22 protein-coding genes and 1 pseudogene are annotated in these 25,823 nt (G+C 56.0%); 6 read left to right on the top strand and 17 right to left on the bottom strand.

Features of this window, described 5'->3' with window-relative positions; all coding sequences use genetic code 11:
- The first annotated feature begins 13 nt into the window (after positions 1-13).
- The 5 genes from surA to apaH are packed head-to-tail and all read left to right on the top strand — an operon-like array spanning position 14 to position 4,338.
- Positions 14-1,300: a peptidylprolyl isomerase SurA gene (surA, locus tag E0L16_RS07780; RefSeq protein ID WP_063867433.1), complete on the top strand. Its 1,287-nt coding sequence runs from the start codon at positions 14-16 to the stop codon at positions 1,298-1,300.
- Positions 1,300-2,286, top strand: coding sequence for a 4-hydroxythreonine-4-phosphate dehydrogenase PdxA (gene pdxA / locus E0L16_RS07775; protein ID WP_063450687.1), 987 nt, complete (start codon positions 1,300-1,302; stop codon positions 2,284-2,286). Before surA ends, pdxA begins: the two co-directional genes overlap by 1 nt.
- Positions 2,283-3,104, top strand: a complete 822-nt coding sequence (rsmA, locus tag E0L16_RS07770) for a 16S rRNA (adenine(1518)-N(6)/adenine(1519)-N(6))-dimethyltransferase RsmA (protein WP_063450688.1) — start codon at positions 2,283-2,285, stop codon at positions 3,102-3,104. Before pdxA ends, rsmA begins: the two co-directional genes overlap by 4 nt.
- A 3-nt stretch (positions 3,105-3,107) precedes the next feature.
- Positions 3,108-3,485 (top strand): Co2+/Mg2+ efflux protein ApaG, encoded by a 378-nt coding sequence (gene apaG / locus E0L16_RS07765; protein WP_003856425.1) that lies wholly within the window; start codon positions 3,108-3,110, stop codon positions 3,483-3,485.
- Positions 3,486-3,489: 4 nt separating this feature from the next.
- Entirely contained in the window at positions 3,490-4,338 is an 849-nt protein-coding gene (gene apaH, locus E0L16_RS07760; protein WP_063867432.1) for a bis(5'-nucleosyl)-tetraphosphatase (symmetrical) ApaH, read from the top strand.
- A gap of 38 nt (positions 4,339-4,376) precedes the next feature.
- Here apaH and folA read toward each other — a convergent pair whose 3' ends face one another.
- The 13 genes and pseudogenes from folA to E0L16_RS22285 all read right to left on the bottom strand — a co-directional run.
- Positions 4,377-4,856: a type 3 dihydrofolate reductase gene (gene folA, locus E0L16_RS07755; protein ID WP_003856431.1), complete on the bottom strand. Its 480-nt coding sequence runs from the start codon at positions 4,854-4,856 to the stop codon at positions 4,377-4,379.
- Between the two features lie 114 nt (positions 4,857-4,970).
- Positions 4,971-6,836, bottom strand: coding sequence for a glutathione-regulated potassium-efflux system protein KefC (gene kefC / locus E0L16_RS07750; RefSeq protein WP_107534672.1), 1,866 nt, complete (start codon positions 6,834-6,836; stop codon positions 4,971-4,973).
- Complete coding sequence (kefF, locus tag E0L16_RS07745) at positions 6,829-7,359, bottom strand: glutathione-regulated potassium-efflux system oxidoreductase KefF (RefSeq protein WP_063867430.1); 531 nt, start codon at positions 7,357-7,359, stop codon at positions 6,829-6,831. The genes kefC and kefF overlap by 8 nt, the downstream gene beginning before the upstream one ends.
- Positions 7,360-7,464: 105 nt before the next feature.
- Positions 7,465-7,698 carry a YgdI/YgdR family lipoprotein gene (locus E0L16_RS07740; protein ID WP_003856439.1) on the bottom strand — a complete coding sequence of 78 codons (234 nt, stop codon included), beginning with the start codon at positions 7,696-7,698 and terminating at the stop codon, positions 7,465-7,467.
- 182 nt (positions 7,699-7,880) lie between these two features.
- Positions 7,881-11,105: a carbamoyl-phosphate synthase large subunit gene (gene carB / locus E0L16_RS07735; RefSeq protein ID WP_023315370.1), complete on the bottom strand. Its 3,225-nt coding sequence runs from the start codon at positions 11,103-11,105 to the stop codon at positions 7,881-7,883.
- Between the two features lie 18 nt (positions 11,106-11,123).
- Positions 11,124-12,272, bottom strand: coding sequence for a glutamine-hydrolyzing carbamoyl-phosphate synthase small subunit (gene carA / locus E0L16_RS07730; protein ID WP_063450692.1), 1,149 nt, complete (start codon positions 12,270-12,272; stop codon positions 11,124-11,126).
- Positions 12,273-12,726: 454 nt separating this feature from the next.
- A complete protein-coding gene (gene dapB, locus E0L16_RS07725) occupies positions 12,727-13,548 on the bottom strand; it encodes a 4-hydroxy-tetrahydrodipicolinate reductase (protein ID WP_064910144.1) in 822 nt (273 codons plus the stop codon).
- 205 nt (positions 13,549-13,753) lie between these two features.
- Complete coding sequence (gene ispH, locus E0L16_RS07720; protein ID WP_028015471.1) at positions 13,754-14,704, bottom strand: 4-hydroxy-3-methylbut-2-enyl diphosphate reductase; 951 nt, start codon at positions 14,702-14,704, stop codon at positions 13,754-13,756.
- 1 nt (position 14,705) lies between these two features.
- The gene (fkpB, locus tag E0L16_RS07715) at positions 14,706-15,155 is read right to left on the bottom strand and encodes an FKBP-type peptidyl-prolyl cis-trans isomerase (RefSeq protein WP_063867427.1); all 450 of its coding nucleotides are present in this window, start codon (positions 15,153-15,155) and stop codon (positions 14,706-14,708) included.
- Between the two features lie 95 nt (positions 15,156-15,250).
- Complete coding sequence (lspA, locus tag E0L16_RS07710) at positions 15,251-15,751, bottom strand: signal peptidase II (RefSeq protein WP_063867426.1); 501 nt, start codon at positions 15,749-15,751, stop codon at positions 15,251-15,253.
- Positions 15,751-18,567: an isoleucine--tRNA ligase gene (ileS, locus tag E0L16_RS07705; protein ID WP_131636661.1), complete on the bottom strand. Its 2,817-nt coding sequence runs from the start codon at positions 18,565-18,567 to the stop codon at positions 15,751-15,753. The genes lspA and ileS overlap by 1 nt, the downstream gene beginning before the upstream one ends.
- 45 nt (positions 18,568-18,612) lie before the next feature.
- Positions 18,613-19,539 (bottom strand): bifunctional riboflavin kinase/FAD synthetase, encoded by a 927-nt coding sequence (gene ribF / locus E0L16_RS07700; RefSeq protein WP_063450695.1) that lies wholly within the window; start codon positions 19,537-19,539, stop codon positions 18,613-18,615.
- Positions 19,540-19,546: 7 nt separating this feature from the next.
- Positions 19,547-19,752: pseudogene (locus E0L16_RS22285) on the bottom strand (DUF2575 domain-containing protein); the annotation flags it as partial.
- A 115-nt stretch (positions 19,753-19,867) separates the two neighbouring features.
- On the opposite strand from E0L16_RS22285, the gene rpsT reads away from it, so the two are divergent.
- Positions 19,868-20,131 carry a 30S ribosomal protein S20 gene (gene rpsT / locus E0L16_RS07685; protein ID WP_003856458.1) on the top strand — a complete coding sequence of 88 codons (264 nt, stop codon included), beginning with the start codon at positions 19,868-19,870 and terminating at the stop codon, positions 20,129-20,131.
- A 58-nt stretch (positions 20,132-20,189) separates the two neighbouring features.
- Here the strand turns inward: rpsT and nhaR are convergent, their stop codons facing one another.
- The 4 genes from nhaR to dnaK all read right to left on the bottom strand — a co-directional run bounded on the left by nhaR (position 20,190) and on the right by dnaK (position 25,642).
- Entirely contained in the window at positions 20,190-21,089 is a 900-nt protein-coding gene (nhaR, locus tag E0L16_RS07680; RefSeq protein WP_063450696.1) for a transcriptional activator NhaR, read from the bottom strand.
- A 58-nt stretch (positions 21,090-21,147) separates the two neighbouring features.
- Positions 21,148-22,323, bottom strand: coding sequence for a Na+/H+ antiporter NhaA (nhaA, locus tag E0L16_RS07675; RefSeq protein WP_131636660.1), 1,176 nt, complete (start codon positions 22,321-22,323; stop codon positions 21,148-21,150).
- 172 nt (positions 22,324-22,495) lie between these two features.
- Positions 22,496-23,641: a molecular chaperone DnaJ gene (dnaJ, locus tag E0L16_RS07670; RefSeq protein WP_063450698.1), complete on the bottom strand. Its 1,146-nt coding sequence runs from the start codon at positions 23,639-23,641 to the stop codon at positions 22,496-22,498.
- A gap of 87 nt (positions 23,642-23,728) precedes the next feature.
- Positions 23,729-25,642 (bottom strand): molecular chaperone DnaK, encoded by a 1,914-nt coding sequence (dnaK, locus tag E0L16_RS07665; RefSeq protein WP_063450699.1) that lies wholly within the window; start codon positions 25,640-25,642, stop codon positions 23,729-23,731.
- Positions 25,643-25,823: the final 181 nt, after the last annotated feature.

Genomic DNA, 25,823 nt, shown 5'->3' with positions numbered 1-25,823 from the left:
AAATGGAAAAAGTATGAAGAACTGGAAAACGCTGCTACTCGGTGTCGCTATGGTTGCGAATACCAGCTTCGCGGCCCCACAGGTTGTCGATAAAGTCGCGGCTGTGGTTAACAACGGCGTCGTGCTTGAAAGTGACGTTGACGGTTTGATGAAATCTGTAAAGCTCAACTCGGGCGAAGCAGGTCAACAACTTCCGGATGACGCCACGCTGCGCCACCAGATCCTGGAACGTCTGATCATGGATCAGATTGTCCTGCAAATGGGCCAGAAAATGGGCGTGACGATCTCTGACGAGCAGCTCGATCAGGCGATCGCCAACATCGCAAAGCAGAACAACATTACCCCGGATCAGATGCGTAGCCGCCTGGCCTATGACGGCATCAGCTATGCCACCTACCGTAATCAGATCCGTAAAGAGATGCTGATTTCAGAAGTGCGTAATAATGAAGTCCGTCGCCGCGTCACCATCCTGCCTCAGGAAGTGGAAGCTCTGGCAAAACAGGTGGGTAATCAGAATGATGCCAGCACCGAGCTTAACCTGAGCCACATCCTGATCCCACTGCCGGAAAACCCAACCTCCGATCAGGCGGCTGAGGCAGAAAGCCAGGCGCGCGCTATCGTTGAGCAGGCGCGGAATGGCGATGACTTCGGCAAGCTGGCCATCACGTACTCTGCTGATCAGCAGGCGCTGAAAGGCGGCCAGATGGGCTGGGGACGTATTCAGGAGCTGCCATCCCTGTTTGCACAGGCGCTGAGCACGGCGAAGAAAGGCGACATCGTCGGTCCTATCCGTTCCGGTGTGGGCTTCCACATTCTGAAAGTGAACGATCTGCGCGGCCAGAGCCAGAACATTTCCGTCACCGAAGTTCACGCGCGTCATATCCTGCTTAAACCGTCTCCGATCATGACTGACGATCAGGCCCGTGCGAAGCTGGAACAGATCGCGGCAGACATCAAGAGCGGTAAAACCACCTTTGATAAAGCGGCAAAAGAGTTCTCTCAGGATCCTGGCTCTGCTAACCAGGGCGGCGACCTGGGTTGGGCGGCAGCCGATATTTACGATCCGGCTTTCCGCGATGCGTTAATGAAGCTGAACAAAGGCCAGATGAGCGCACCAGTGCACTCCTCCTTCGGCTGGCATCTGATCCAGCTGATGGACACCCGCAACGTGGATAAAACCGACGCGGCACAGAAAGACCGAGCGTATCGTATGCTGTTCAACCGTAAGTTCTCTGAAGAAGCCGCAACCTGGATGCAGGAACAACGCGCCAGCGCTTACGTGAAGGTCCTGAGCAACTGATGAAGCCGCATCGTGTTGCGATCACTCCCGGCGAACCCGCCGGGATTGGGCCTGACCTTGTGGTTCAGCTCGCCCAGCGTAGCTGGCCAGTCGAGCTGGTTGTCTGCGCTGATGCAACACTGTTACAAGACCGGGCAGCCTTGCTCGGTCTGCCTTTAACGCTCATCCCATACGTTGAAGGCCAACAGCCCGCACCGCAGCAGGCTGGCACCCTCACCCTGCTCTCTGTTCCGCTTCGTGCACCTGTTGTCCCCGGTGAGTTACACACCGAAAACGGCCACTACGTTGTCGAGACGCTGGCGCGCGCCTGTGACGGGTGTCTGAAGGGCGAATTTGCCGCCCTGATCACCGGTCCGGTGCATAAAGGCGTAATCAACGACGCGGGCATTCCATTTACCGGGCATACCGAATTTTTCGAAGAGCGTTCGCACAGCCCGAAAGTGGTCATGATGCTGGCAACCGAAGAAATGCGCGTTGCGCTGGTTACGACTCACCTGCCCATCAAAGCCATTCCGGATGCCATTACGCCTGAACTCCTGCGTGAGATCATCGGCATTTTGCATCACGATCTGCAAACCAAATTCGGCATTCCGCAGCCGCATGTGCTGGTTTGTGGCCTGAATCCGCACGCGGGTGAGGGCGGACATATGGGCACCGAAGAGATCGACACCATCATTCCGGTACTTGAGGAGATGCGGGCGAAGGGGATGAACCTCAGCGGGCCATTGCCTGCCGACACCCTTTTCCAGCCCAAATACCTGGATAATGCTGACGCCGTGCTCGCGATGTACCACGATCAGGGTCTGCCCGTGCTAAAATACCAGGGCTTTGGCCGCGGGGTGAATATCACCCTCGGTTTACCCTTTATTCGAACGTCCGTTGACCACGGTACTGCGCTTGATCTGGCAGGCCAGGGAAAAGCGGATGTCGGCAGTTTTATTACGGCGCTTAATCTCGCCATCAAAATGATTGTTAATACTCAATGACTAATCGAGTCCATCAGGGCCACTTAGCCCGTAAACGCTTCGGGCAAAACTTTCTCAACGATCAGTTCGTGATCGACAGCATCGTCTCTGCCATTAATCCGCAGAAAGGCCAGGCCATGGTCGAAATCGGCCCGGGTCTTGCCGCGCTGACCGAGCCGGTAGGCGAACGCCTTGACGAACTGACCGTTATCGAACTTGACCGCGATCTGGCCGCGCGTCTGCAAACGCATCCGTTCCTCGGGCCGAAGCTGACGATTTATCAGCAAGATGCGATGACCATGAACTTCGGCGAACTGTCAGAAAAAATGGGCCAGCCGCTGCGCGTGTTCGGTAACCTGCCGTACAACATCTCCACCCCGCTGATGTTCCATCTGTTTAGCTATACTGATGCCATTGCCGACATGCACTTCATGCTGCAAAAAGAGGTCGTTAACCGTCTGGTTGCAGGGCCGAACAGTAAGGCGTATGGTCGTTTAAGCGTGATGGCGCAATATTATTGCAACGTGATCCCGGTATTAGAAGTACCGCCTACCGCGTTCACGCCGCCGCCAAAAGTGGATTCTGCGGTGGTACGCCTGGTGCCGCACAAAACGATGCCGTACCCGGTCAAAGACCTGCGTGTGCTGAGCCGTATTACCACTGAAGCCTTTAACCAGCGTCGTAAAACGATTCGTAACAGCCTTGGCAATCTGTTTACCGTTGACGTGTTAGCTGAGTTGGGTATCGACCCGGCAATGCGTGCGGAAAATATTTCCGTTGAGCAGTACTGCAAGCTGGCTAATTACATCAGCGACAATGCGCCGCCGAAGGAGAGCTAAGCCATGATTGATTCGCCCCGCGTCTGTGTTCAGGTTCAAAGCGTCTACATTGAGTCCCAATCCACACCGGATGAAGAACGTTTTGTCTTTGCTTATACCGTAACCATTCGCAATCTGGGGCGGATGCCCGTGCAGCTGCTCGGGCGCTACTGGCTTATCACCAACGGCAATGGCCGCGAAATTGAAGTCCAGGGTGAAGGTGTGGTCGGTGAACAACCTCATATCGCCCCTGGCGAAGAGTATCAGTACACCAGCGGCGCGGTAATTGAAACGCCGCTGGGCACCATGCAGGGCCATTACGAAATGGTCGATGCCGACGGTAATGCCTTCCGCATTGCCATTCCCGTATTCCGTCTCGCCGTACCTACACTTATTCATTAATCTAATGTCTACATATCTGATTGGCGACGTTCACGGTTGCTACGATGAACTGATCGCATTATTAAAACAGGTCGACTTTATTCCCGGGCAGGACACGCTCTGGCTCACAGGCGACTTAGTGGCGCGCGGTCCAGGCTCGCTGGACGTCCTCCGCTATGTCAAATCTCTGGGCGACAGCGTGCGGCTGGTGCTGGGCAACCACGATCTGCATTTGCTGGCCGTATACGCCGGGATCAGCCGTAATAAGCCGAAAGATCGTATTACCCCTCTGCTGGAAGCACCGGACGCCGACGAGTTGCTCAACTGGCTGCGTCGCCAGCCGCTGCTCCAGATTGACGAAGAGAAAAAACTGGTGATGGCCCATGCCGGCATCACGCCTCAGTGGGATCTTGAGACGGCAAAAACCTGCGCGCGCGACGCGGAAGCGGTGCTGGCGAGCGACTCCTATCCGTTCTTCCTCGATGCGATGTACGGCGACATGCCGAACAACTGGAGTGATGACCTCAGCGGCCTGGCGCGACTGCGTTTTATCACCAATGCGTTTACGCGGATGCGCTACTGCTTCCCGAACGGGCAGCTGGATATGTATTGCAAAGATACGCCGGAAAATGCCCCTGCGCCGCTTAAGCCGTGGTTTGCCATTCCGGGCCCCGTGACGAATGAATACAGCGTGGTATTTGGCCACTGGGCCTCGCTGGAAGGGAAAGGTACGCCGGAAAATATCTATGCGCTGGATACCGGATGCTGCTGGGGTGGGGATTTAACCTGCTTACGCTGGGAAGATAAAGCTTACTTTGTGCAGCCATCCAACCGACAGCTGGACTTAGGTGAGGGTGAAGCGGTCGCTTCCTGAGGATGTTTATCCTCTCCCATCGGGAGAGGATAAAACCGTTAACGACGTTCCAGAATTTCGAAGCAGTAGCTGTGTGAGTTTTGCGCATCCGCATCGTGAAACTCGCTGAACACGGACTCCCACTCATCCGGATCGTAATCCGGGAAATGCGTATCCCCTTCCACTTCCGCATCAATGTGGGTCAGATACAGCTTCTGCGCTTTTGGCAGGAACTGCTCATAAACACGACCGCCGCCGATGACCATGATCTCTTCGGCATCACCGCAGGCGGCAATCGCTTCATCAACGGACTTAACCCACTGAACGCGATCGTCTGTGCCCGGCTGGCTACTGATCACAATATTCTTACGCCCTGGCAATGGACGACCAATCGACTCCCAGGTCAGGCGGCCCATCACTACCGGCTTGTTTAACGTCGTACGTTTAAACCATGCGAGATCGGCAGGCAGGTTCCACGGCATGGCGTTTTCCATGCCGATAACGCGGTCTACCGCCAGCGCTGCAATCAGACTGATCATTGAAAATTTCCCGGATGCAAAAAATTGCCGCCACTATACGGAAAGCTTAATCTTTCGTCGACTGGCGGCAGGGTAAAGAATTAGAAATTTTTTAATATTGCTGGCAACTCCACTTCACGCAGAGGGTTTACTCTCCGGTTCATCTTCCGGATTACCGGTATGCTTGCCCTCTTCCGTTCCTTGCCAGCCGTGGCGCTGAACCAGCGACAGGTGATTACGATCCTCGTTAATGATCTCCGTCAGCATGGTGCTGGTGCGTTTAAACACCGCTGCGCGTTCGGTTGCCGTACTGCTCGCCATCGCCACCATCTCTTCCACCATCTCATGATTAAAACGACGGAACAGATCGGCACGCTCACGCGCTTCATACGCGCCAAGCCCCAGGCTTTCCAGCGCCATGCGGCCCGATTTGAGCGCCCCTTCAAAGGTTTCACGCTCCGGTGCCGCCACTCCCGCCTGACGCAGCTGGATGTAGTGATCCACGTCGCGCGCACGCGAGATAATCGTCAGGTTCGGGAAGTGCTCTTTGACCAACTCAACCATCTGCATGCTGGTCTCAGGATCGTCGATGGCGTTAATCAACACCTCGGCCTTCGCCGCGCCGGCGGATTCCAGCAGGTCAACCCGGGTCGCATCGCCGTAAAACACCTTCATATCGAACTTACGCAGCGTATCGACATGGTCGGGATCGTGATCGAGGATAACCATTTTCACACCGCTGGAGAGCAGTAAACGGCCCGTGATTTGCCCGAAGCGGCCAAACCCAGCGATGATTACGCGCGGCTGCTCTTCGTCGATCTCGTCGGCTTCTCGCTCCTGTTCGCTTCCCGCTTTTTCCAGACGCGTCAGCAGCACCAGCAGGATCGGCGTTGCGGCCATCGACAGCGCGACCGCCAGCGTCAGGGCTTTTGCCCATTCCGGATCGAGTACGTTAGCCATTTGCGCCGCGCCAAAGACCACGAACGCAAACTCACTCCCCTGCCCCAGCAGCACGGCAAACCAGCGGCGCTGCGGTTTTGGTACGTTTAACGGACGGGCAATCAGCCAGAGCATGGTCATTTTTATAACCAGGAAGCCCACCAGCAGAATAATGATGCGCAGCGGATGGGTGACCAGCGTTCCGAAGTCGATAGACATCCCGACGCCGATGAAAAACAGCCCCAGCAGCAGCCCTTTAAACGGCTCGATATCGCTTTCCAGCGCGTGCCGGTATTCGGAGCTTGCCAGTAAAACGCCCGCAAGGAAGGCACCCATCGCCATCGACAGTCCGGCCTCTTCCAGCAGCAAACCAAAACCAAACACCAGGAATAACGCAACGGCGCTGAACACTTCGCGCAGGCCAGAGCGCGCAACAAAGCGCAGCAGCGGACGCGTTACGTAGCGGCCCAGCAGGATCACCAGCGCCAGCGCGCCGACAACCTTCAGCGCCGAGAGGGCAAATGCTCCCAGCGTCGTTGACGCGCCGCTGGTTGCCAGCAGCGGGATCATCGCCACCAGCGGGATCGCGGCAATATCCTGGAACAGCAGAACGGAAAAGGCGCTGCGCCCCATTTGCGAGACCGTCAGGTTACGCTCGTTCATTGCCTGCATGGCAATCGCCGTCGAGGAGAGCGCCAGCGTCATGCCGATCAGCTCCGCGACTTTCCACTCCATGCCTAACAAAATGCAGAATCCGCCTAACAGCAGGCCGCAGGCCAGCATTTGCAGAGCACCTCCGCCAAACACCGAGGCGCGCAGCTTCCACAGCCGCTGCGGATCCAGTTCCAGACCAATCACAAACAGCATCAGCACCACGCCGATCTCTGCAAAATGCAGGATCGACTCGGCATCCGTCACCAGGCGGAAGCCCCAGGGGCCAATGACACACCCGGCAATCAGATAGCCGAGGACCGATCCCAGCCCCAGACGCACCGCTACCGGCACAATTAATGCCGCCGCGCCGAGGTAAATCAGCGCCTGTATCAGCGTATGGCTATCCATTGTGCGCCTCCTGCCACTCGAGTAAACGTTGTTTGTAGTGACGAGCCTGCGCCTGCAAGGTTTCATCATCGCAGACAAAGGTACAGTGCATTGCAAAAGGCGGAAGCCAGGTCAGGCCACAGTATAGGGCGGTAGCCTGAAGCGGCTGCGCCAGCACCTCAAATCCCGGGAAAGCGCCAATCTCAAAGTGGCTTTCACCACCGCCGGTGGTTACGGCCCACATCAGGCTTTTGCCCTGAAGCGCTTTGCCGTTGTGTCCGTATGCCCAACCGTGCGAGAAGACTTTGTCGATCCACAGTTTCAGCAGCGGTGGCGTGCTGTACCACTGCATCGGATGCTGCCAGACGATCAGATCGGCACGAGAGAGCGCCTCCTGTTCGGCGGCGATATCGATATTAAAATCGGGATAGAGTTGATAGAGGGAACGTATCTCTACGTTTTCGAGCGTCCTTGCCTGCTCAAGCATCCGCTTATTCGCGTGAGAGTGCTGCGGATAAGGGTGCGCATAAATTATCAGAATCATTGAGTAGCCTGTTGTTTTACTGCCTTCTTTTACCAGAAGAGTGTAGACAGTAATTCAACAGGCTAATAGTGAATATTATTGACGGGCTAACGTCAGAAAACTGAATTAGTTATCCAGTTCGCCCATGGATTTCACCTGGTCGCGGTTAATCTGTTCAGTCTGACCGGTTTCGGCGTTTTTGTACGACACCAGCCCGGTATCGTCATCCACCTGCGGTTTCCCGTCGGTGACAATCGTTTTGCCATCGGTGGTTTTTACGGCCTGATTGGACGAACAGCCCGCTACGGTGAACATTGCGGTGGCAGCCAGAACGGAAGCGATCAGTAGTTTATTTTGCATGGTGTTTTCCCCTGCTCTCAGTTGAATTTTCGTTATCGACCTAACCATTTTAGGCTAACTGACTGAAAGCGGATGAAAAACCAGAAGGTTCTTAAGATGGGTAAAGAAAACCGTAGGGCGGGTAAGCGAAGCGCCACCCGCCATTTGCCCGGCGGCGCTACCGCTTGCCGCGCCTACGCAGATTATTTGCTAATCTGAGCGTGCATTTCCTGCACCGAAATCACCTTCTCGGTGGCGTCCGCATTCAGCGCCATGGCCGTCGCGAAACCGCCGTTCAGGGTGGTGTCGTAGTGCACTTTGTACTGGAGCGCGCTGCGGCGAATCAACTTGGAGTCTTCAATCGCCTGGCGACCTGCGGTGGTGTTAATGATGTAGGTGTACTCGCCATTCTTGATGCGGTCTTGAATGTGCGGACGACCTTCATGCACTTTGTTCACCAGACGCGGGTTGATACCCGCTTCACCCAGCACAATCGCCGTACCGTGGGTTGCGTCCAGCTCGAAGCCCTGTTTCAGCAGCTTGGCGGCCAGGTCAACCACGCGCTCTTTATCGCCTTCGCGAACGGAGAGCAGCGCACGGCCCGATTTTCTCATGGTAGAGCTGCTGCCCAGCTGCGCCTTGGCAAACGCTTCTGCGAAGGTACGGCCCACGCCCATCACTTCCCCGGTAGAGCGCATCTCTGGCCCTAACAGCGGGTCAACGCCCGGGAATTTGTTGAACGGCAGCACCACCTCTTTCACCGAGTAATACGGCGGGATGATTTCTTTGGTGACGCCCTGCTGCGCCAGCGTCTGGCCAGCCATCACGCGCGCCGCCACTTTCGCCAGCGGAATACCGGTTGCTTTAGAGACGAACGGTACGGTACGCGCCGCACGCGGGTTGACTTCAATCAGATAAACTTCGTTGTCTTTCACCGCGAACTGAACGTTCATCAGGCCACGAACCTGCAACTCAAAGGCCAGCTTCTGCACCTGCTGGCGCATCACGTCCTGAATTTCCTGGCTCAGCGTGTAGGCCGGCAGAGAACAGGCGGAGTCACCGGAGTGCACGCCTGCCTGCTCGATATGCTCCATGATGCCGCCAATCAGCACCATTTCGCCGTCGCAGATGGCATCCACGTCCACCTCAACCGCGTCGTCGAGGAAGCGGTCAAGCAGCACTGGCGCATCGTTGGAAACGCTCACCGCCGTCTGGAAGTAGCGGCGCAGGTCGGCTTCGTCGTAGACGATTTCCATCGCGCGGCCGCCCAGCACGTAGGACGGGCGCACCACCAGCGGGTAGCCAATCTCTTTCGCCTTCTCAACGGCCATTTCAATGGCGGTTACGGTGGCGTTCGCCGGCTGTTTCAGCTTCAGACGGTCAACCGCCTGCTGGAAACGCTCACGGTCTTCCGCGCGGTCAATCGCGTCCGGGCTGGTACCGATAACCGGCACGCCTGCGGCTTCCAGCGCGCGCGCCAGCTTCAGCGGAGTCTGGCCGCCGTACTGCACGATCACGCCTTTTGGCTTCTCGATGCGCACGATTTCCAGCACGTCTTCCAGGGTTACCGGCTCGAAGTAGAGGCGGTCGGAGGTGTCGTAGTCGGTCGACACGGTTTCCGGGTTACAGTTGACCATGATGGTCTCGTAACCGTCTTCGCGCAGCGCCAGCGAGGCGTGTACGCAGCAGTAATCGAACTCGATGCCCTGGCCGATACGGTTTGGACCGCCGCCCAGCACCATGATCTTGTCGCGGTCGACGGACGGGTTCGCCTCGCACTCGTCTTCATAAGTGGAGTACATGTACGCGGTATCGGTCGAGAACTCTGCCGCACAGGTGTCCACGCGCTTGTAAACCGGGTGCAGGTCATACTGGTCGCGCAGCTTGCGGATTTCCGCTTCACGCACGCCCGCCAGTTTAGCCAGACGCGCATCGGCGAAGCCTTTACGCTTCAGCATGCGCAGAAAGTCAGCGTCCAGGCCGTTGATGCCCAGCTCCGCCACTTTCTCTTCCAGACGCACCAGCTCTTCAATCTGCACCAGGAACCAGCGGTCGATGTTAGTCAGGTTAAATACGCCATCGACGGACAGGCCCGCGCGGAAGGCATCGGCGATGTACCAGATACGCTCTGCACCCGCGTCTTTCAGCTCGCGGCGAATTTTGGTCAATGCTTCAGGGTCGTCCAGGCTCACTTTCGGGTCAAAGCCGGTCGCGCCCACTTCCAGGCCGCGCAGCGCTTTTTGCAGGGATTCCTGCTGCGTGCGGCCAATCGCCATCACTTCACCCACAGATTTCATCTGGGTCGTCAGACGGTCGTTAGCGCCGGCGAATTTCTCGAAGTTGAAGCGTGGGATTTTGGTCACAACGTAGTCGATAGACGGCTCGAAGGAGGCTGGCGTGCGGCCACCGGTGATGTCGTTCATCAGCTCGTCGAGGGTATAACCCACCGCCAGCTTCGCCGCCACTTTCGCAATTGGGAAGCCGGTGGCTTTAGAGGCCAGCGCGGAGGAACGGGACACGCGCGGGTTCATTTCGATAACGATCAGACGACCGGTTTTCGGGTTCACCGAGAACTGCACGTTAGAGCCGCCGGTTTCTACGCCGATTTCACGCAGTACCGCCATCGAGGCGTTACGCATGATTTGATACTCTTTGTCGGTCAGCGTCTGGGCTGGCGCAACGGTGATGGAGTCGCCGGTGTGGATCCCCATCGCATCGAAGTTTTCGATGGAGCAGACGATGATGCAGTTGTCGTTTTTATCACGCACCACTTCCATCTCGTACTCTTTCCAGCCAATCAGCGATTCATCAATCAGCAGCTCTTTGGTTGGGGAGAGATCCAGGCCGCGCTCGCAAATCTCTTCAAACTCTTCGCGGTTGTAGGCGATACCGCCGCCGGTGCCGCCCATGGTGAAGGAAGGACGGATGATGCACGGATAACCCACTTCAGCCGCAACGGCCAGCGCTTCTTCCATATTGTGTGCGATACCGGAACGCGCGGTGTCGAGGCCGATTTTTTTCATCGCCACGTCGAAGCGGCGACGGTCTTCAGCTTTATCAATCGCGTCGGCGGTTGCACCGATCATGGTCACGCCGAACTCTTCCAGCACGCCCTGACGCTCCAGCTCCAGCGCGCAGTTCAGCGCCGTCTGGCCGCCCATGGTTGGCAGCACAGCGTCAGGACGCTCTTTCTCGATGATTTTGCGTACCACTTCCCAGTGAATTGGCTCGATGTAGGTCGCATCTGCCATTTCCGGGTCGGTCATGATGGTGGCCGGGTTAGAGTTGACCAGGATGACGCGGTAACCCTCTTCGCGCAGGGCTTTACACGCCTGCGCGCCGGAGTAGTCAAATTCACAGGCCTGGCCGATCACGATCGGGCCAGCGCCAAGGATCAGGATGCTTTTTATGTCTGTACGTTTTGGCATGGTCTTCTCAGCTCCTGATTATTTAGCGGTCTTACGGTATTGCTCGATAAGTTCGATGAAGTGATCGAACAGCGGCGCGGCATCGTGCGGGCCCGGGCTGGCTTCAGGGTGGCCCTGGAAGCTGAACGCAGGCTTATCGGTGCGATGGATGCCCTGCAAGGTGCCATCGAACAGGGATTTGTGCGTCACGCGCAGGTTAGCGGGCATCGAGGCTTCATCGACGGCAAAGCCGTGGTTCTGCGCGGTAATCATCACCGTGTTGTTGTCGATGTCTTTCACCGGGTGGTTCCCACCGTGGTGGCCAAACTTCATCTTGACGGTGTTCGCGCCGCTCGCCAGCGCCAGCAGCTGATGGCCGAGGCAGATGCCGAATACCGGGATGTCGGTTTCGAGGAAGGACTTGATGGCGTCGATAGCGTAATCGCACGGCGCCGGGTCGCCTGGGCCATTAGAAAGGAAGATGCCGTCCGGGTTCATCTTCAGCACGTCTTCAGCGGACGTTTGCGCCGGAACCACCGTCAGGCGGCAGCCGCGGTCAACCAGCATACGCAGGATGTTGCGCTTGGCACCAAAATCGTAGGCCACCACGTGGAACGGCAGTTCGTTCTCTTTTTTCGCTTCCGGCAGGTCGCCTTCCAGCGTCCAGCTCCCCTGCGTCCAGCTGTAGGCTTCGGCGGTAGTCACTTCTTTCGCCAGGTCCATACCGTTCAGGCCCGGGAAGGCTTTCGCTTTTTCCAGCGCCAGCGTCGCGTCGAGGTTATCCCCTGCGATGATGCAGCCGTTCTGTGCACCCTTCTCGCGCAGCAGACGCGTCAGCTTGCGGGTATCGATATCGGCAATCGCCACGATGTTATGGCGCTTCAGGTAAGAAGAGAGGTCTTCGGTGTTGCGGAAGTTGCTGGCAATCAGCGGCAGGTCACGAATGACCAGGCCTTGCGCATGTACCTGAGAGGATTCTTCGTCAGCCGCATTGGTGCCGACATTGCCGATATGAGGATAAGTAAGAGTAACGATTTGGCGAGAATAGGAAGGATCAGTGAGGATTTCTTGATAACCGGTCATTGAAGTATTGAAAACGACTTCCCCAACCGCCGAACCCGTTGCCCCTATGGCCCGACCGATAAACTGGGTTCCGTCTTCCAGAACCAATAGCGCTGACTTAATCAAAACACCCTCCAGAGAATATTCACTCACTTTATTTGCATATTAATTCATAACCACGTCATGAATCAATGCAAATGTGTTGCCAGCGGATTTTTGGCAAACGGCGGCATTCTGGGGATTTGGCATGTAAAAGTCAACTTAAAACGGGTATTTTGTTTATTCTTTTGCAGGACTGGCGGCTTGAATGGGATTTAAAGGGCAAAAAGATCAGGTAAATCATCCTGGGAAACGCTTGCGCGGCAGGTTTTTTGGAATTTGAGAGGCTAGAGTGATAAAAAGTGGACCAAGTGGTCAAAATTTACATTCAATTCACAGAAAAATGGCATAAAAATCAGGTTTATGACCATTAACAACAAAATTTCATCTAAAACAGATAAAATAAGAGGGCAATAAATTATTGCCCTATGCAATCAATACATTACGACTGCAATAACCACATCACGATGGGTAATAACGCTTACAAATTAGTTAGATCAAGCACATCTCGCATATCAAAAAGACCCTTTTCTTTCGATTTCAACCACAACGCGGAGCGTACTGCGCCATTGGCGAACGTCATGCGGCTTGACGCTTTGTGCGTAATCTCAACACGTTCGCCAATATCGGCGAACATCGCCGTGTGTTCGCCGACGATATCGCCCGCCCGGACGGTTGCGAAACCGATGGTGCCCGGCACGCGTTCTCCGGTATGCCCTTCACGGGAATAGACTGCGATGTCTTTTAAATCTTTATCCATTGCATAAGCAATCGCTTCGCCCATCGCCAGCGCCGTGCCTGATGGAGCATCAACTTTATGACGGTGGTGCGCTTCAATAATCTCAATGTCGGTGTAGTCGCCCATCACCTTCGCCGCCTTTTCCAGCAGCTTCAGCATGACGTTAACGCCTACGCTAAAGTTCGCGGCAAAGACAATCGCAATGTCGGTGGCGGCATCCTGAATGGCCTGTTTACCCGCATCATCGAAGCCAGTGGTGCCAATCACCATCCCCTTACCGTGCTGGCGGCAAAACGCCAGGTGAGTCAGGGTACCTTCCGGACGGGTAAAGTCGATGAACACGTCAAAGTCATCTTTCACCGCATCAAGGCTGCTCTGAACGGTAACGCCTGTCTTGCCCGCGCCGGCCAGTTCACCCGCATCGGATCCCAGCAGGGATGAACCTTCACGCTCCAGCGCCGCGCCGAGTGCCACGCCTTCCATTTGTATTGCCGCCTGAATCAGCTGGCGACCCATACGTCCACCCGCGCCCGCAATGGCGACACGGATCTGTGCATCATGCATAGTTATTCTCTTACGTTAAAATGATGTAAACCGTTTTCAGATTAACCAGCCTTCGTAAAGGCTGCCAACTGAAAACACCAATAATTAGAATTTAACGTGAAACCGACTCAGATATCAGTAAAAGACATGATTTTGTCGTCACGATAAAGTCCGGGGCAAAAAAAAGGCCAGCACAGGAGGTGCTGGCCTTTCATCAGAAAAGAAATTATTCCACTTCGCGGGCGTCGATACGCAGCTCTTTCGGCACTTCAAAGACGATATTCTCTTCGCGGCCTTCGAGCGGAACGGCTTCACCACCGCCCAGCTCTTGCAGGCGGGCAATGACGTTTTGCACGAGGATATCCGGCGCAGAAGCCCCTGCGGTGACGCCGACGCAGGCCGCGTTTTTAACCCACGCTTCCTGTATGTCCGTTGCGTCGTCGATTAAAAACGCCGCCTTGCCCATTCGCTGTGCCAGTTCGGCCAGACGGTTAGAGTTAGAGGAGTTTTTTGAACCGACCACCAGCACCACGTCCGCCTGTTCCGCCAGCGCGCGCACCGCTTCCTGACGGTTAGTGGTGGCGTAGCAGATATCATCCTTACGCGGCCCGACGATTTTCGGAAAGCGCTGGCGTAGGGCGTCAATCACGTCTGAGGTGTCGTCTACGGAGAGCGTGGTCTGGGTCATAAACGACAGACGCGCTTCGTTTTTCACGTTCAGCGTCAGGACATCTTCCGGCGACTCAACCAGATACATCCCCCCTTCCGGGTTGCTGTACTGGCCCATGGTACCCTCGACTTCCGGGTGACCGGCGTGACCAATCAGGATCGACTCTTCACCGCGACGGCTGGCGCGCGCCACTTCCATATGGACCTTAGTGACCAGCGGACAGGTGGCGTCGAAGACAGTCAGATCGCGGCTTTTGGCTTCGTTACGCACGGCCTGCGAAACGCCGTGCGCGGAGAAGATCAGGATCGCGCCGTCCGGCACTTCGCTGATTTGCTCGATGAAAATCGCCCCGCGCTCGCGCAGGCTGTCGACCACGTAGCGGTTATGTACCACTTCATGACGCACGTAAATCGGCGCGCCGTAAATTTCCAGCGCGTTTTCAACAATGCTGATAGCGCGGTCTACACCGGCGCAAAAACCGCGCGGGTTAGCCAACAGGATCTGCATTTCAGGCCTCCAGTGCCGGATCGATCTCCAGCACTTCTACATCAAAATGAACGGTACGCCCGGCTAGCGGATGGTTGAAGTCAACGGTGATGGAGTCCCCGTTGATTTCGCGGATCACGCCAGGCATTTCGCTGCCGTCCATAGCGGTAAAGAGCATAATCGCTCCGATTTCCGGCTCGCCCGCATCCATAAACTCACGGCGCGAGAAGTACTGGATCAGATCCGGGCTTGGCACGCCAAATGCCGCGTCCGGCTCCAGCGAAAACGCCTTTGTCTCGCCCTCTTTCAGACCCAGAAGCTGCTGCTCAAGGCCTTCAGACAAGGAGGTATCGCCCAGACGAAACAGCGCCGGTTTGCCGTTATTGCGGGTGGATTCAGCCGTGGAGCCGTCATCCAGCTTCAGCGTGAAGTGAACGAGTACCGCGCTGTTGCTCTGTACGGATTTAGACATGCAAATTGCTCGCTTGTTTTGCCCGGTGGCGCTGCGCTTACCGGGCCTATATTAACCGTAGACCGGGATCGCTACGCGTCACCCGGCTGGTTTGGTTACGCCTGCTCTTTCGCCGCCGGTTTAGGCAAGAAGCCTTCCAGCACGATTAACGCCGCACCGATGCAAATTGCACTATCGGCGAGGTTAAAGGTCGCGAAGTGCCAGTTGCCGACGTAGAAGTCGATCATATCGACCACAAAGCCGTGCCACAGGCGGTCAAACAGGTTGCCCAGCGCGCCGCCAATGATCAGCGCGTAGGCGATGTTATTCAGCTTTTGCGTTGCTTTCGAGCGGTACATCAGCACCGCCAGCACAACGCAGATACCCATTGCGATACCTGCGAAGAACCAGCGCTGCCAGCCACCGCTGTCGGCCAGGAAACTAAACGCCGCGCCGTAGTTGCGGGCGTAGTGCAGGTTAAGCGACGGGAACAGCGGGACCGTATCCCCCAGAGCAAAGTTCTGGAGGATCAGGAACTTGCTGCCCAGATCGATAATCAGCACCACCACCACCAGCCACAGCCAGCGCAGTCCTGTTGAACAGAGAGTTTTACTCATCAGGCAAACTTACGTTTTTCGCCGTCACCGGCGACGTTGCTTACACAGCGTCCGCAGATGTCTGCGTGTTCCGCCACCTGACCGACATCGGTAGTGTAATGCCAGCAACGCGGGCATTTCTCACCGTCGGCTTTGCTCAGTGCGACCTTCAGTCCTTTGAGCAGTTCGCTCTGCTGAGCATCAGCAGACGCGTCAGCATAATCCGCAACTTTCGCACCGGAGGTCAACAGGACAAATCGCAATTCATCGCCCAGCGCCGTCAGCTTCGCCGCCAGCTCCGGTTCGGCGTACAGGGTTACTGCCGCTTCCAGAGAGCCGCCGACTTTCTTGTCAGCACGTGCCTGCTCGATAACCTTGTTCACTTCGCCACGCACTTTCAGCAGTTCGTCCCAGAAGGCATCGTTCATCGCTTCGGTGCTGGAGAGATCGAACAGACCTTCGTACCACTCGCCGGTGAAAACATACTTCTCACGCTCGCCCGGCAGGTAACCCCAGATTTCATCCGCGGTGAAGGACATGATCGGCGCCATCCAGCGCACCAGCGCTTCTGCGATGTGGTACAGCGCAGACTGACAGCTGCGGCGCGCCACGCTGTCCGCTTTCGCGGTGTACTGACGGTCTTTAATGATGTCGAGGTAGAACGAGCCCATCTCGATGGAGCAGAAGCGCATCAGGCGCTGCACCACTTCGTGGAAATCGTAAGACTCGTACGCTTTCAGGATGTCTTCCTGCGCCGCTTTCGCGCAGCCTACCGCCCAGCGATCGAGCACGACCATCTCTTCCGGCTTCACCATGTCTTTTACCGGATCGAACCCGTTGAGGTTCGCCAGCAGGAAGCGCGCGGTGTTACGGATACGACGATAGCTGTCGGCAGCACGTTTCAGGATCTCGTCGGACACCGCCATTTCGCCGGTGTAGTCGGTAGAGGCTACCCACAGACGCAGGATGTCCGCGCCCAGCTTGTTCATTACGTCCTGCGGCGAAACGGTGTTACCGATGGACTTGGACATCTTACGGCCCTGGCCATCCACGGTGAAGCCGTGGGTCAGTACCTGACGGTAAGGCGCTTTGCCCTTCATGGCGGTGGAGATCATCAGCGATGACATGAACCAGCCGCGGTGTTGGTCGGAGCCTTCGAGATACATGTCGGCAGCGTGACCGGCGAACTCAGGGCGCACGTCAACCACGGAGGCGTGGGTTGAACCGGAGTCGAACCACACGTCCAGGGTATCCGGCACTTTCTCGTAGTTGTCCGCGTCCGCGCCCAGGATGTCGCGGGCGTCGAGATCCCACCACGCCTGAATGCCGTCAACTTCAACGCGCTTCGCCACTTCTTCCATCAGTTCCAGGGTGTTCGGATGCAGTTCCTGCGTCTCTTTGTGCACGAACAGCGACATCGGCACGCCCCAGGTACGCTGGCGGGAGATACACCAGTCAGGACGGTTAGCCACCATGGATTCGATACGCGCCTGGCCCCAGTCCGGGATCCACTGCACGCCCTTGATCTCTTTCAGGGACTGCTCGCGCAGGCCTTTCTGATCCATGCTGACGAACCACTGCGGGGTCGCACGGAAGATGATCGGCGTCTTGTGACGCCAGCAGCACGGATAGCTGTGCTGCATTTTTTCAACGTGCAGCAGCGCACCGCGCTCACGCAGCATCTCAACGATGATGTCGTTGGCTTTAAAGACGTTGATACCGTCCAGCGCCGGGTAGGTGCCAGGCAGGTAAGACCCGTCCGGGCCAACCGGGTTGGCGATTTCCAGACCGTATTTCAGGCTGATGTTGTAATCGTCAGGACCGTGACCGCCAGCGGTATGCACCGCACCGGTACCCGCGTCCAGCGTAACGTGGTCGCCCAGGATCGCCGGAACGTCGAAGTCCAGGAACGGGTGTTTGAAGCGCATCAGCTCCAGCGCGTCGCCTTTCACGGTGCCCAGCACGGTGTAATTGGTGATGTTCGCGCGCTTCAGCACGCTTTCTACCAAATCTTTCGCCAGGATAACCGCGCGGCCGTCAACCTGCACCAGCGCGTATTCGAACTCGCCGGAGAGAGAGATTGCGCGGTTCGCCGGCAGGGTCCACGGGGTGGTGGTCCAGATCACCAGCGAGATCGGGCCGCTTACGCCAGGCAGACCGAATTTAGCTTTGATCGCGTCCTGATCGACCGCTTCGAAAGCCACGTCGATAGAAGGAGACGTTTTGTCGTAATACTCCACTTCGGCTTCAGCCAGCGCAGAGCGGCAGTCCACGCACCAGTGCACTGGCTTAGCGCCTTTGTGCAGGTGACCATTACCGATGATTTTGCCCAGCGCCCGGATGATGTTGGCTTCGGTTTTGAAGTCCATGGTCAGGTACGGGTGCGACCAGTCGCCCAGCACGCCCAGACGGATAAAGTCTGCGCGCTGGCCGTCAACCTGGGTGGCAGCATATTCGCGGCATTTCGCGCGGAACTCAGCGGCGGTGAACTTCTCGCCTGGCTTGCCGTACTCTTGCTCAACTTTCAGCTCGATTGGCAGGCCGTGGCAGTCCCAGCCCGGAACGTAAGGCGAGTCATATCCCGCGAGTCCTTTGGACTTCACGATAATGTCTTTCAGAATCTTGTTTACAGAGTGACCAATATGAATGCTGCCATTCGCATATGGAGGGCCATCGTGCAGAATGAAGGTTTTTTTGCCTTTTTTGGCTGCACGAATGATGCCGTACAGGTCATCATCGGTCCAACGCGCCAGCATTCCCGGTTCGCGCTTGGCGAGATCGCCGCGCATCGGGAACCCTGTTTCCGGCAAATTCAGGGTTGATTTATAGTCACTCATCAGATTCTCGGTTCCGTATTTATCACGTAGGCAGTTAAGCCGGTTCTAAAGCCCAAAAAACTCGCGGGCCGTCAATTCATCTCGCGCGATTTGCGCCTTAAGCTCGTCCAGCGAAGCGAATCGCTGTTCATTGCGTATTTTTTTACGCAGTATCACATCTATATGGCGACCGTAGAGGTCCATTACAACGTCCAGCAGGTGTACTTCTAACTGTTGACGCACACCGGCAACCGTTGGACGCGTGCCAATGTTGGCGACGCCGTAGAAAGGCTTCTCGCCCAGTCCTGCCACTTCCACCGCATATACCCCTTTAACCGGGGAGACCTGACGACGCAGCGGTATGTTCGCCGTCGGGAAACCTATCGTGCGGCCCAGCGCATCGCCATGGACCACGCGACCTGAAATCGTGAACGGGTGGCCCAGCAGCGTTTCTGCCGTGTCCAGATCATCGTTCGCCAGCGCCTGGCGTACCGCCGTGCTGCTGACGCGTACGCCGCCCTCGCAGAAGGTCATCGTACTGGTGACGTCAAACCCGTACTCCAGACCAGCCTTCTGTAATAACAAGAAATCGCCCTGACGACCAGCGCCAAAGCGGAAATCATCCCCTACCGCGAGGAACTGCACGCCAAGCTGCCTGACCAGCAGATCGCTGACAAAGTTTTGTGCGGTCAGCGCGGCAAAGCGACGGTCGAAACGTACGCACAGGACGTAGTCCACGCCGGACTCCGCCAGATAGCGTAACTTCTCGCGCAGGCGGGTCAGCCGTGCGGGGGATTTCTCGCCCGCAAACAGCTCCAGCGGCTGAGGCTCGAAAATCATCACCACGACGGGCAGGCCTCGCGCCTCGCCTTCTTTACGCAATCCCTGCAACAGCGCCTGATGCCCACGATGCACGCCGTCGAAATTACCAATGGTCAGCACGCACCCGCGCGGGGCTTGACTGAGATTATGTATGCCGCGTATCAGCTTCATGACTGGCTCAAAACAGTGAAAATCGCCAAAGTATACCTTGTACAGCGGTTAAGGTTAACCGGCGATTGTTCACGCGAAACAGAAAGCCGTATGATTTCATCACGCTGACCTTTCACAGCAAAAAAATCTGCCCGCGAACAGCGTTTTTTACGCCGAAAAGCTGTATTCACGGACGACAAGCTGGTAGAATCCTGCGCCATCACTACGTAACGTAGCGTCGCCACATTAACGGCGCTTATTTGCACAAATCCATTGACAAAAGAAGGTATAGAGGGCATATTCCTCGGCCTTTGAATTGTCCACATAGATCATATTTGGGAGTTGGACCTTGGCTAATATCAAATCAGCTAAGAAACGTGCCGTTCAGTCTGAAAAGGCTCGTAAGCACAATGCAAGCCGTCGCTCTATGATGCGTACTTTCATCAAGAAAGTATACGCAGCAATCGAAGCTGGCGACAAAGCTGCAGCGCAGAACGCATTTAACGAAATGCAACCAATCGTGGATCGTCAGGCTGCTAAAGGTCTGATCCACAAAAACAAAGCAGCGCGTCATAAAGCAAACCTGACCGCGCAGATCAACAAACTGGCTTAATCGCCACTTGTTGTTGCTTGTTTGAAAGAACCCGCTTAACGCGGGTTTTTTTATGTCTTCAGATTGCCGGTGGCGTAAACAGCGCCGAGTAGTCCCGGTTGCAGATACGCTGCACCGCGGGGTGCTGAATCATCCTTTCGGCGAATATGGCGTGATACTCTTCCATCACGTTTTCCACCCTGCCAATCTCCGTAATCTTGTCGTCTGAATAGAGATCGTGCGCGTACAGCGTCGGGGCAACGAAGATCGCGTTGTGCGCCTCGCCAAAGGCTTTCATCAGCGCGGCATCGTCAAACTCACCGAGGATTTCCACGTTCAACCCCTGGGAGTTAAACCAGTTCAGCAGCTTACGTCCGAGCATTGACCGTCTTCCCGGCACCAGCAAACGGCGCTCTTCCAGGCAGGCCGGAAACGGTTTTTCCGGTGGCGGATTGATGCACCAGAAGCTGACGCCGCACTCGCCAATTTTCACCGAGAACAAGCCTTCCTGCTGGGTGGAGTCGATGGGGCAATCCGAGATAATCATATCCAGCTTATGCTGGCTCAGCTGTTCCAGCAGCATCTCGTGGGTGGACTCAAAGCAGCGTAAATGAATCTGTTCATCTTCCACCACCGCCGCATCCAGCACGCCGCTTACCAGCCGTTTGGATAGCGCATCCGCCACGCCCACGTCAAAGAGCAGGTTAGACTCTTTGCGATAGTTAACGATATCCAGCATCTCCTGGCTCAGGGTGAACATCTTGTCCGCGTAACGGAACACCAGTTCACCCAGCTCGCTCGGCTCAATACCACGCCCTTTCCGCTTAAAAAGCTTGCCCTGCAAGCGCTCTTCCAGGGCTTTGATTTGCCCGGTAATGGTCTGTGGCGTCAGGTAGAGCGCCTCTGCGGCTCCCACGACCGAGCCCTGCTTGTAGACATGCCAGAAGTAATAGAGATGGTTGTAGTTCAAATGAGACATCACGTTTTCACTCCCTGATAGTTTATCGGGAGAAGGCTTCCCTCCTCCCGGTTTCCCGTTATGCCTGGACAGCCTGTCCGGACAACTTCACCTTCAACAAGGTATAGCCGATAACCGCGGCCAGCAGCGACCCGATAAGAATGCCGAGTTTTGCCCAGACGATAAGCTCAGGCGCGCTTGCGCCAAACGCCAGCGTCGAGATGAAGATCGACATGGTGAATCCAATACCGCACAGCACCCCGACGGCCATAATCTGACTAAAGGTGGTCCCGTTTGGCAATGACGCCAGCTTAAGCTTCAGCGCCAGCCAGCAGAACAGGCTGATGCCCAGCGGCTTACCGATAAACAGACCGGCGATAATACCCAGCGGCAGCACGGAGGTGAGGCCGTCCAAAGTCACCCCTGCCAGGGAAACGCCCGCGTTGGCAAACGCAAACAGCGGCAGGATCATAAAGCCTACCCACGGGTGAAGCACGTGCTCTAACTGTCTGGCAGGCGATTTGCCGTCCTGCTCCTTCAGTGGGATGAAGAAACCAACGATGACGCCCGCCAGCGTGGCGTGCACGCCGGATTTCAGCACCGCCGTCCACAGCACCATTCCCACCAGGATATAAATGCCCGTGCGTCGGACGTTGAAGACGTTCAGCAACGCCAGCACCGCGATAGCCACGGCCGCCACGCTCAGCGACAGAACGGACAGATCGCTGGTGTAGAACAGCGCGATAATCACGATAGCGCCCAGGTCATCGATAATCGCCAGCGCCATCAGGAAAATTTTCAGTGCTACCGGGACGCGGCTACCGAGCAAGGCTAATACCCCGAGCGCAAACGCGATATCCGTTGCGGCCGGGATCGCCCAGCCGTCGCGCGCAACCGGATCCTGCCACGTGAACGCGAGGAAGAGCAGCGCCGGCACGATCATCCCGCCAACCGCCGCGATCGCAGGGAACGCCGCGCGCTGACGGCTGGCAAGCGAGCCCCTCACCAGCTCACGTTTGACCTCCAGGCCCACCAGCAGGAAAAATACCGCCATCAGCGCATCGTTGATCCACAGCAGCATGTTTTTGTTGATTTCCAGCGCCCCGACCTTCAGCTCGACGGGCATTTCCAGAAATGCGTGATAGAGATCGCGCGTCATACCCATATTGGCGAGCAGCATGGCGGCCGCAGCTGCAATAATCAGGATGACGCCTCCGGATGCCTCACTGCTAAAGAAACGGTGTAGTAATTTCACGTTAATTCTCTCTTTTACAACAATACCTCGGTAAAACCATAATATCAGCGCAAACAGATCGGTAAAAACAGATTAATATTGGGTATGGATTCAGTTTAACCGAGCAATAACGCTGTAAAGAAAAAGCCCGGAATCGCTTCCGGGCTTTAAAGGATAGTAACCAGCTGACGGGTTAGCGGGTTAAATCATCGAAGAATTTTTTGACGCCATCGAAGAAGCTTTTGGAGCGCGGGCTGTTTTTCTCACCCGTCGGGCCGCCAAAACTTTCCTGAAGCTCTTTCAGCAGCTGTTTCTGCTTGTCGTTCAGGCCAACTGGCGTTTCGACTACCACGCGGCATAGCAGGTCGCCCTGCGCGCCACCGCGAACGGATTTAACGCCTTTGCCGCGCATACGGAACAGCTTGCCGGTCTGCGTTTCGCCCGGCACCTTCAGGTTCACGCGACCGTCCAGCGTCGGCACTTCGATTTCACCGCCCAGCGCCGCCATCGCGAAGTTGATCGGCACTTCGCAGTACAGGTTGTTGCCTTCACGCTCGAAAATGGCGTGCTGCTTCACCTGAACCTGAACGTACAGATCGCCTGCCGGTGCGCCGTGCTCGCCCGCTTCGCCTTCGCCTGCCAGACGGATACGGTCGCCCGTATCGACGCCTGCCGGGATCTTAACGGACAGGGTTTTGGTTTTCTCAACGCGACCGTGGCCGTGACACTTGTTGCACGGATCTTTGATCAGCGTACCGCGACCGTGACAGTGCGGACACGCCTGCTGCACCGCGAAGAAGCCCTGGCGCATCTGCACCTGACCGGAACCGTGACAGGTTGGACAGGTCTGTGGCTGAGTCCCCGCTTTCGCGCCGCTGCCGTGGCAAACGTCACACTCTTCCAGCGTCGGAATACGGATCTCTTTGGTGACGCCGCGAACCGCTTCCTCCAGCGTCAGCTCCATGTTGTAGCGCAGGTCTGCGCCGCGCGCCGCGCGCTGGCGACCACGACCGCCGCCGAAGATATCGCCGAATACATCACCAAAGATATCGCTGAAATCAGCGCCGCCGCCGAAGCCGCCGCCACCAAATCCACCGCCGCCCATGCCGCCCTGTTCAAAGGCCGCATGACCATACTGGTCATAAGCCGCGCGTTTTTGCGCGTCGGTCAGGACTTCGTAGGCTTCTTTAATCTCTTTAAATTTGGCTTCAGCCTCTTTATCACCCTGATTGCGGTCCGGATGATATTTCATGGCCAGGCGCTTATACGCCTTTTTGATTTCACGCTCTTCCGCAGTTTTCGGAACGCCTAAAATCTCGTAATAGTCTTGCTTTGCCATTGGTTTTTTTAAGCCCCTTAACATGCGAGCACGGGCGTGGAGAATTCTCCTACGCCCGTGCCGATTAATTACCCTGCATCAGGGCGATTATTTTTTATCTTTCACTTCTTCGAACTCAGCGTCGACAACGTCGTCGTCTTTCGCGTTGTTCGCCGAAGCATCAGCGCCCGCCTGCTGCTGTGCGTGCTGCTGCTGAGCGATTTCCATCAGTTTCTGAGAAACCTGTGCCAGCTCCTGCATCTTCGCTTCAATGTCCGCTTTGTCTTCGCCTTTCAGAGACGTTTCCAGCGCGCTCAGTGCAGTTTCGATCGCAGTTTTGTCTTCCGCTGGCAGTTTATCGCCCGCTTCTTCAACCTGCTTACGGGTGCTGTGCAGCAGATGGTCACCCTGGTTACGGGTCTGAACCAGCTCTTCGAACTTACGGTCGGATTCCGCGTTAGCTTCGGCATCACGAACCATTTTTTCGATTTCCGCTTCGTTCAGGCCAGAAGATGCCTTGATGGTGATCTTCTGCTCTTTACCGCTGTTTTTGTCTTTCGCAGACACGTGCAGGATACCGTCAGCATCGATGTCGAAGGTGACTTCGATCTGTGGCATACCGCGTGGTGCCGGGCTGATACCGTCCAGGTTGAACTGACCCAGAGATTTGTTATCTGCCGCACGCTTACGCTCACCCTGAATCACATGGATGGTTACCGCAGACTGGTTGTCTTCAGCGGTAGAGAACACCTGGCTGTGTTTCGTCGGGATAGTGGTGTTTTTGTTGATGAGCGGAGTCATCACGCCACCCATGGTTTCGATACCCAGAGACAGCGGGGTAACGTCCAGCAGCAGTACGTCTTTCACTTCACCGGTCAATACACCACCCTGAACCGCAGCACCGATAGCTACTGCTTCGTCCGGGTTCACGTCTTTACGTGGCTCTTTACCAAAGAATTCAGCCACTTTCTTCTGAACCATTGGCATACGGGTCTGACCACCTACCAGGATAACGTCCTGAATGTCAGACACGGACAGGCCAGCGTCCTGCAATGCAACTTTCAGTGGCTCGATAGAACGGTTCACCAGGTCTTCTACCAGGCTTTCCAGTTTCGCACGGGTCACTTTGATGTTCATGTGTTTAGGACCGGTCGCGTCTGCGGTGATGTACGGCAGGTTCACGTCGGTCTGCTGAGCGGAAGACAGTTCGATCTTCGCTTTCTCAGCGGCTTCTTTCAGGCGCTGCATCGCCAGCGGGTCGTTACGCAGGTCAATGCCCTGATCTTTCTTGAACTCGTCAACGAGGTAGTTGATCAGACGGGTATCGAAGTCTTCACCACCCAGGTGGGTATCACCGTTGGTTGCCAGAACTTCGAAGGTTTTTTCGCCGTCAACGTCGTCGATTTCGATAATAGAGATATCGAAAGTACCACCACCCAGGTCGTACACCGCGATAGTACGGTTGCCGACTTCTTTATCCAGACCGTAAGCCAGCGCCGCTGCGGTTGGTTCGTTGATGATACGTTTTACTTCCAGACCTGCGATACGGCCAGCATCTTTGGTTGCCTGACGCTGAGCATCGTTGAAGTAAGCAGGTACGGTGATAACAGCTTCAGTTACCGGTTCGCCCAGGTAATCTTCTGCGGTTTTCTTCATTTTCTTCAGCACTTCAGCAGAGATCTGCGGAGGTGCAGTTTTGGTGCCTTTCACATCAAGCCATGCATCGCCGTTATCGGCTGCGATGATTTTGTAAGGCATGATGGAAACGTCACGCTGAACTTCTTCGTCCTGGAAGCGGCGGCCAATCAGGCGTTTGATCGCAAACAGGGTGTTTTGCGGGTTTGTCACTGCCTGACGTTTAGCCGGCTGACCAACCAGAGTTTCACCATCCTGGGTATAAGCAATGATAGAAGGCGTGGTGCGATCGCCCTCGGCGTTCTCCAGCACGCGTGCAGTAGTGCCATCCATAATCGCTACACAAGAGTTGGTAGTACCCAGGTCGATACCAATAATTTTACCCATCTAAACGTCTCCACTAAAAATTCAGTCAACATGTGGTTGTGTACCTGTAATAAGGGCAGAACGTGCTTTTTCAACTGCCCAGATTTGATTTTTTTCAGGTCCACACACTGCGGTTGCTTACAAGATGGGGTCGCAACGTCATCCATCAAGGGGGAGACATAAAAAAATTTTTAATTTCACC

Source organism: Enterobacter quasihormaechei, from assembly GCF_004331385.1.
Taxonomy (GTDB): domain Bacteria; phylum Pseudomonadota; class Gammaproteobacteria; order Enterobacterales; family Enterobacteriaceae; genus Enterobacter; species Enterobacter quasihormaechei.
Note: the sequence above shows the minus strand (reverse complement) of the source record. Positions and strands in the feature narration are given on the sequence as shown.

Excerpts from the sequence above, each read along its gene's own strand:
- surA (WP_063867433.1), top strand. The coding sequence starts at position 14 with ATGAAGAACTGGAAAACGCTGCTACTCGGTGTCGCTATGGTTGCGAAT.
- pdxA (WP_063450687.1), top strand. The coding sequence starts at position 1,300 with ATGAAGCCGCATCGTGTTGCGATCACTCCCGGCGAACCCGCCGGGATT.
- rsmA (WP_063450688.1), top strand. The coding sequence starts at position 2,283 with ATGACTAATCGAGTCCATCAGGGCCACTTAGCCCGTAAACGCTTCGGG.
- apaG (WP_003856425.1), top strand. The coding sequence starts at position 3,108 with ATGATTGATTCGCCCCGCGTCTGTGTTCAGGTTCAAAGCGTCTACATT.
- apaH (WP_063867432.1), top strand. The coding sequence starts at position 3,490 with ATGTCTACATATCTGATTGGCGACGTTCACGGTTGCTACGATGAACTG.
- folA (WP_003856431.1), bottom strand. The coding sequence starts at position 4,856 with ATGATCAGTCTGATTGCAGCGCTGGCGGTAGACCGCGTTATCGGCATG.
- kefC (WP_107534672.1), bottom strand. The coding sequence starts at position 6,836 with ATGGATAGCCATACGCTGATACAGGCGCTGATTTACCTCGGCGCGGCG.
- kefF (WP_063867430.1), bottom strand. The coding sequence starts at position 7,359 with ATGATTCTGATAATTTATGCGCACCCTTATCCGCAGCACTCTCACGCG.
- E0L16_RS07740 (WP_003856439.1), bottom strand. The coding sequence starts at position 7,698 with ATGCAAAATAAACTACTGATCGCTTCCGTTCTGGCTGCCACCGCAATG.
- carB (WP_023315370.1), bottom strand. The coding sequence starts at position 11,105 with ATGCCAAAACGTACAGACATAAAAAGCATCCTGATCCTTGGCGCTGGC.
- dapB (WP_064910144.1), bottom strand. The coding sequence starts at position 13,548 with ATGCATGATGCACAGATCCGTGTCGCCATTGCGGGCGCGGGTGGACGT.
- ispH (WP_028015471.1), bottom strand. The coding sequence starts at position 14,704 with ATGCAGATCCTGTTGGCTAACCCGCGCGGTTTTTGCGCCGGTGTAGAC.
- fkpB (WP_063867427.1), bottom strand. The coding sequence starts at position 15,155 with ATGTCTAAATCCGTACAGAGCAACAGCGCGGTACTCGTTCACTTCACG.
- lspA (WP_063867426.1), bottom strand. The coding sequence starts at position 15,751 with ATGAGTAAAACTCTCTGTTCAACAGGACTGCGCTGGCTGTGGCTGGTG.
- ileS (WP_131636661.1), bottom strand. The coding sequence starts at position 18,567 with ATGAGTGACTATAAATCAACCCTGAATTTGCCGGAAACAGGGTTCCCG.
- ribF (WP_063450695.1), bottom strand. The coding sequence starts at position 19,539 with ATGAAGCTGATACGCGGCATACATAATCTCAGTCAAGCCCCGCGCGGG.
- nhaR (WP_063450696.1), bottom strand. The coding sequence starts at position 21,089 with ATGTCTCATTTGAACTACAACCATCTCTATTACTTCTGGCATGTCTAC.
- dnaJ (WP_063450698.1), bottom strand. The coding sequence starts at position 23,641 with ATGGCAAAGCAAGACTATTACGAGATTTTAGGCGTTCCGAAAACTGCG.
- dnaK (WP_063450699.1), bottom strand. The coding sequence starts at position 25,642 with ATGGGTAAAATTATTGGTATCGACCTGGGTACTACCAACTCTTGTGTA.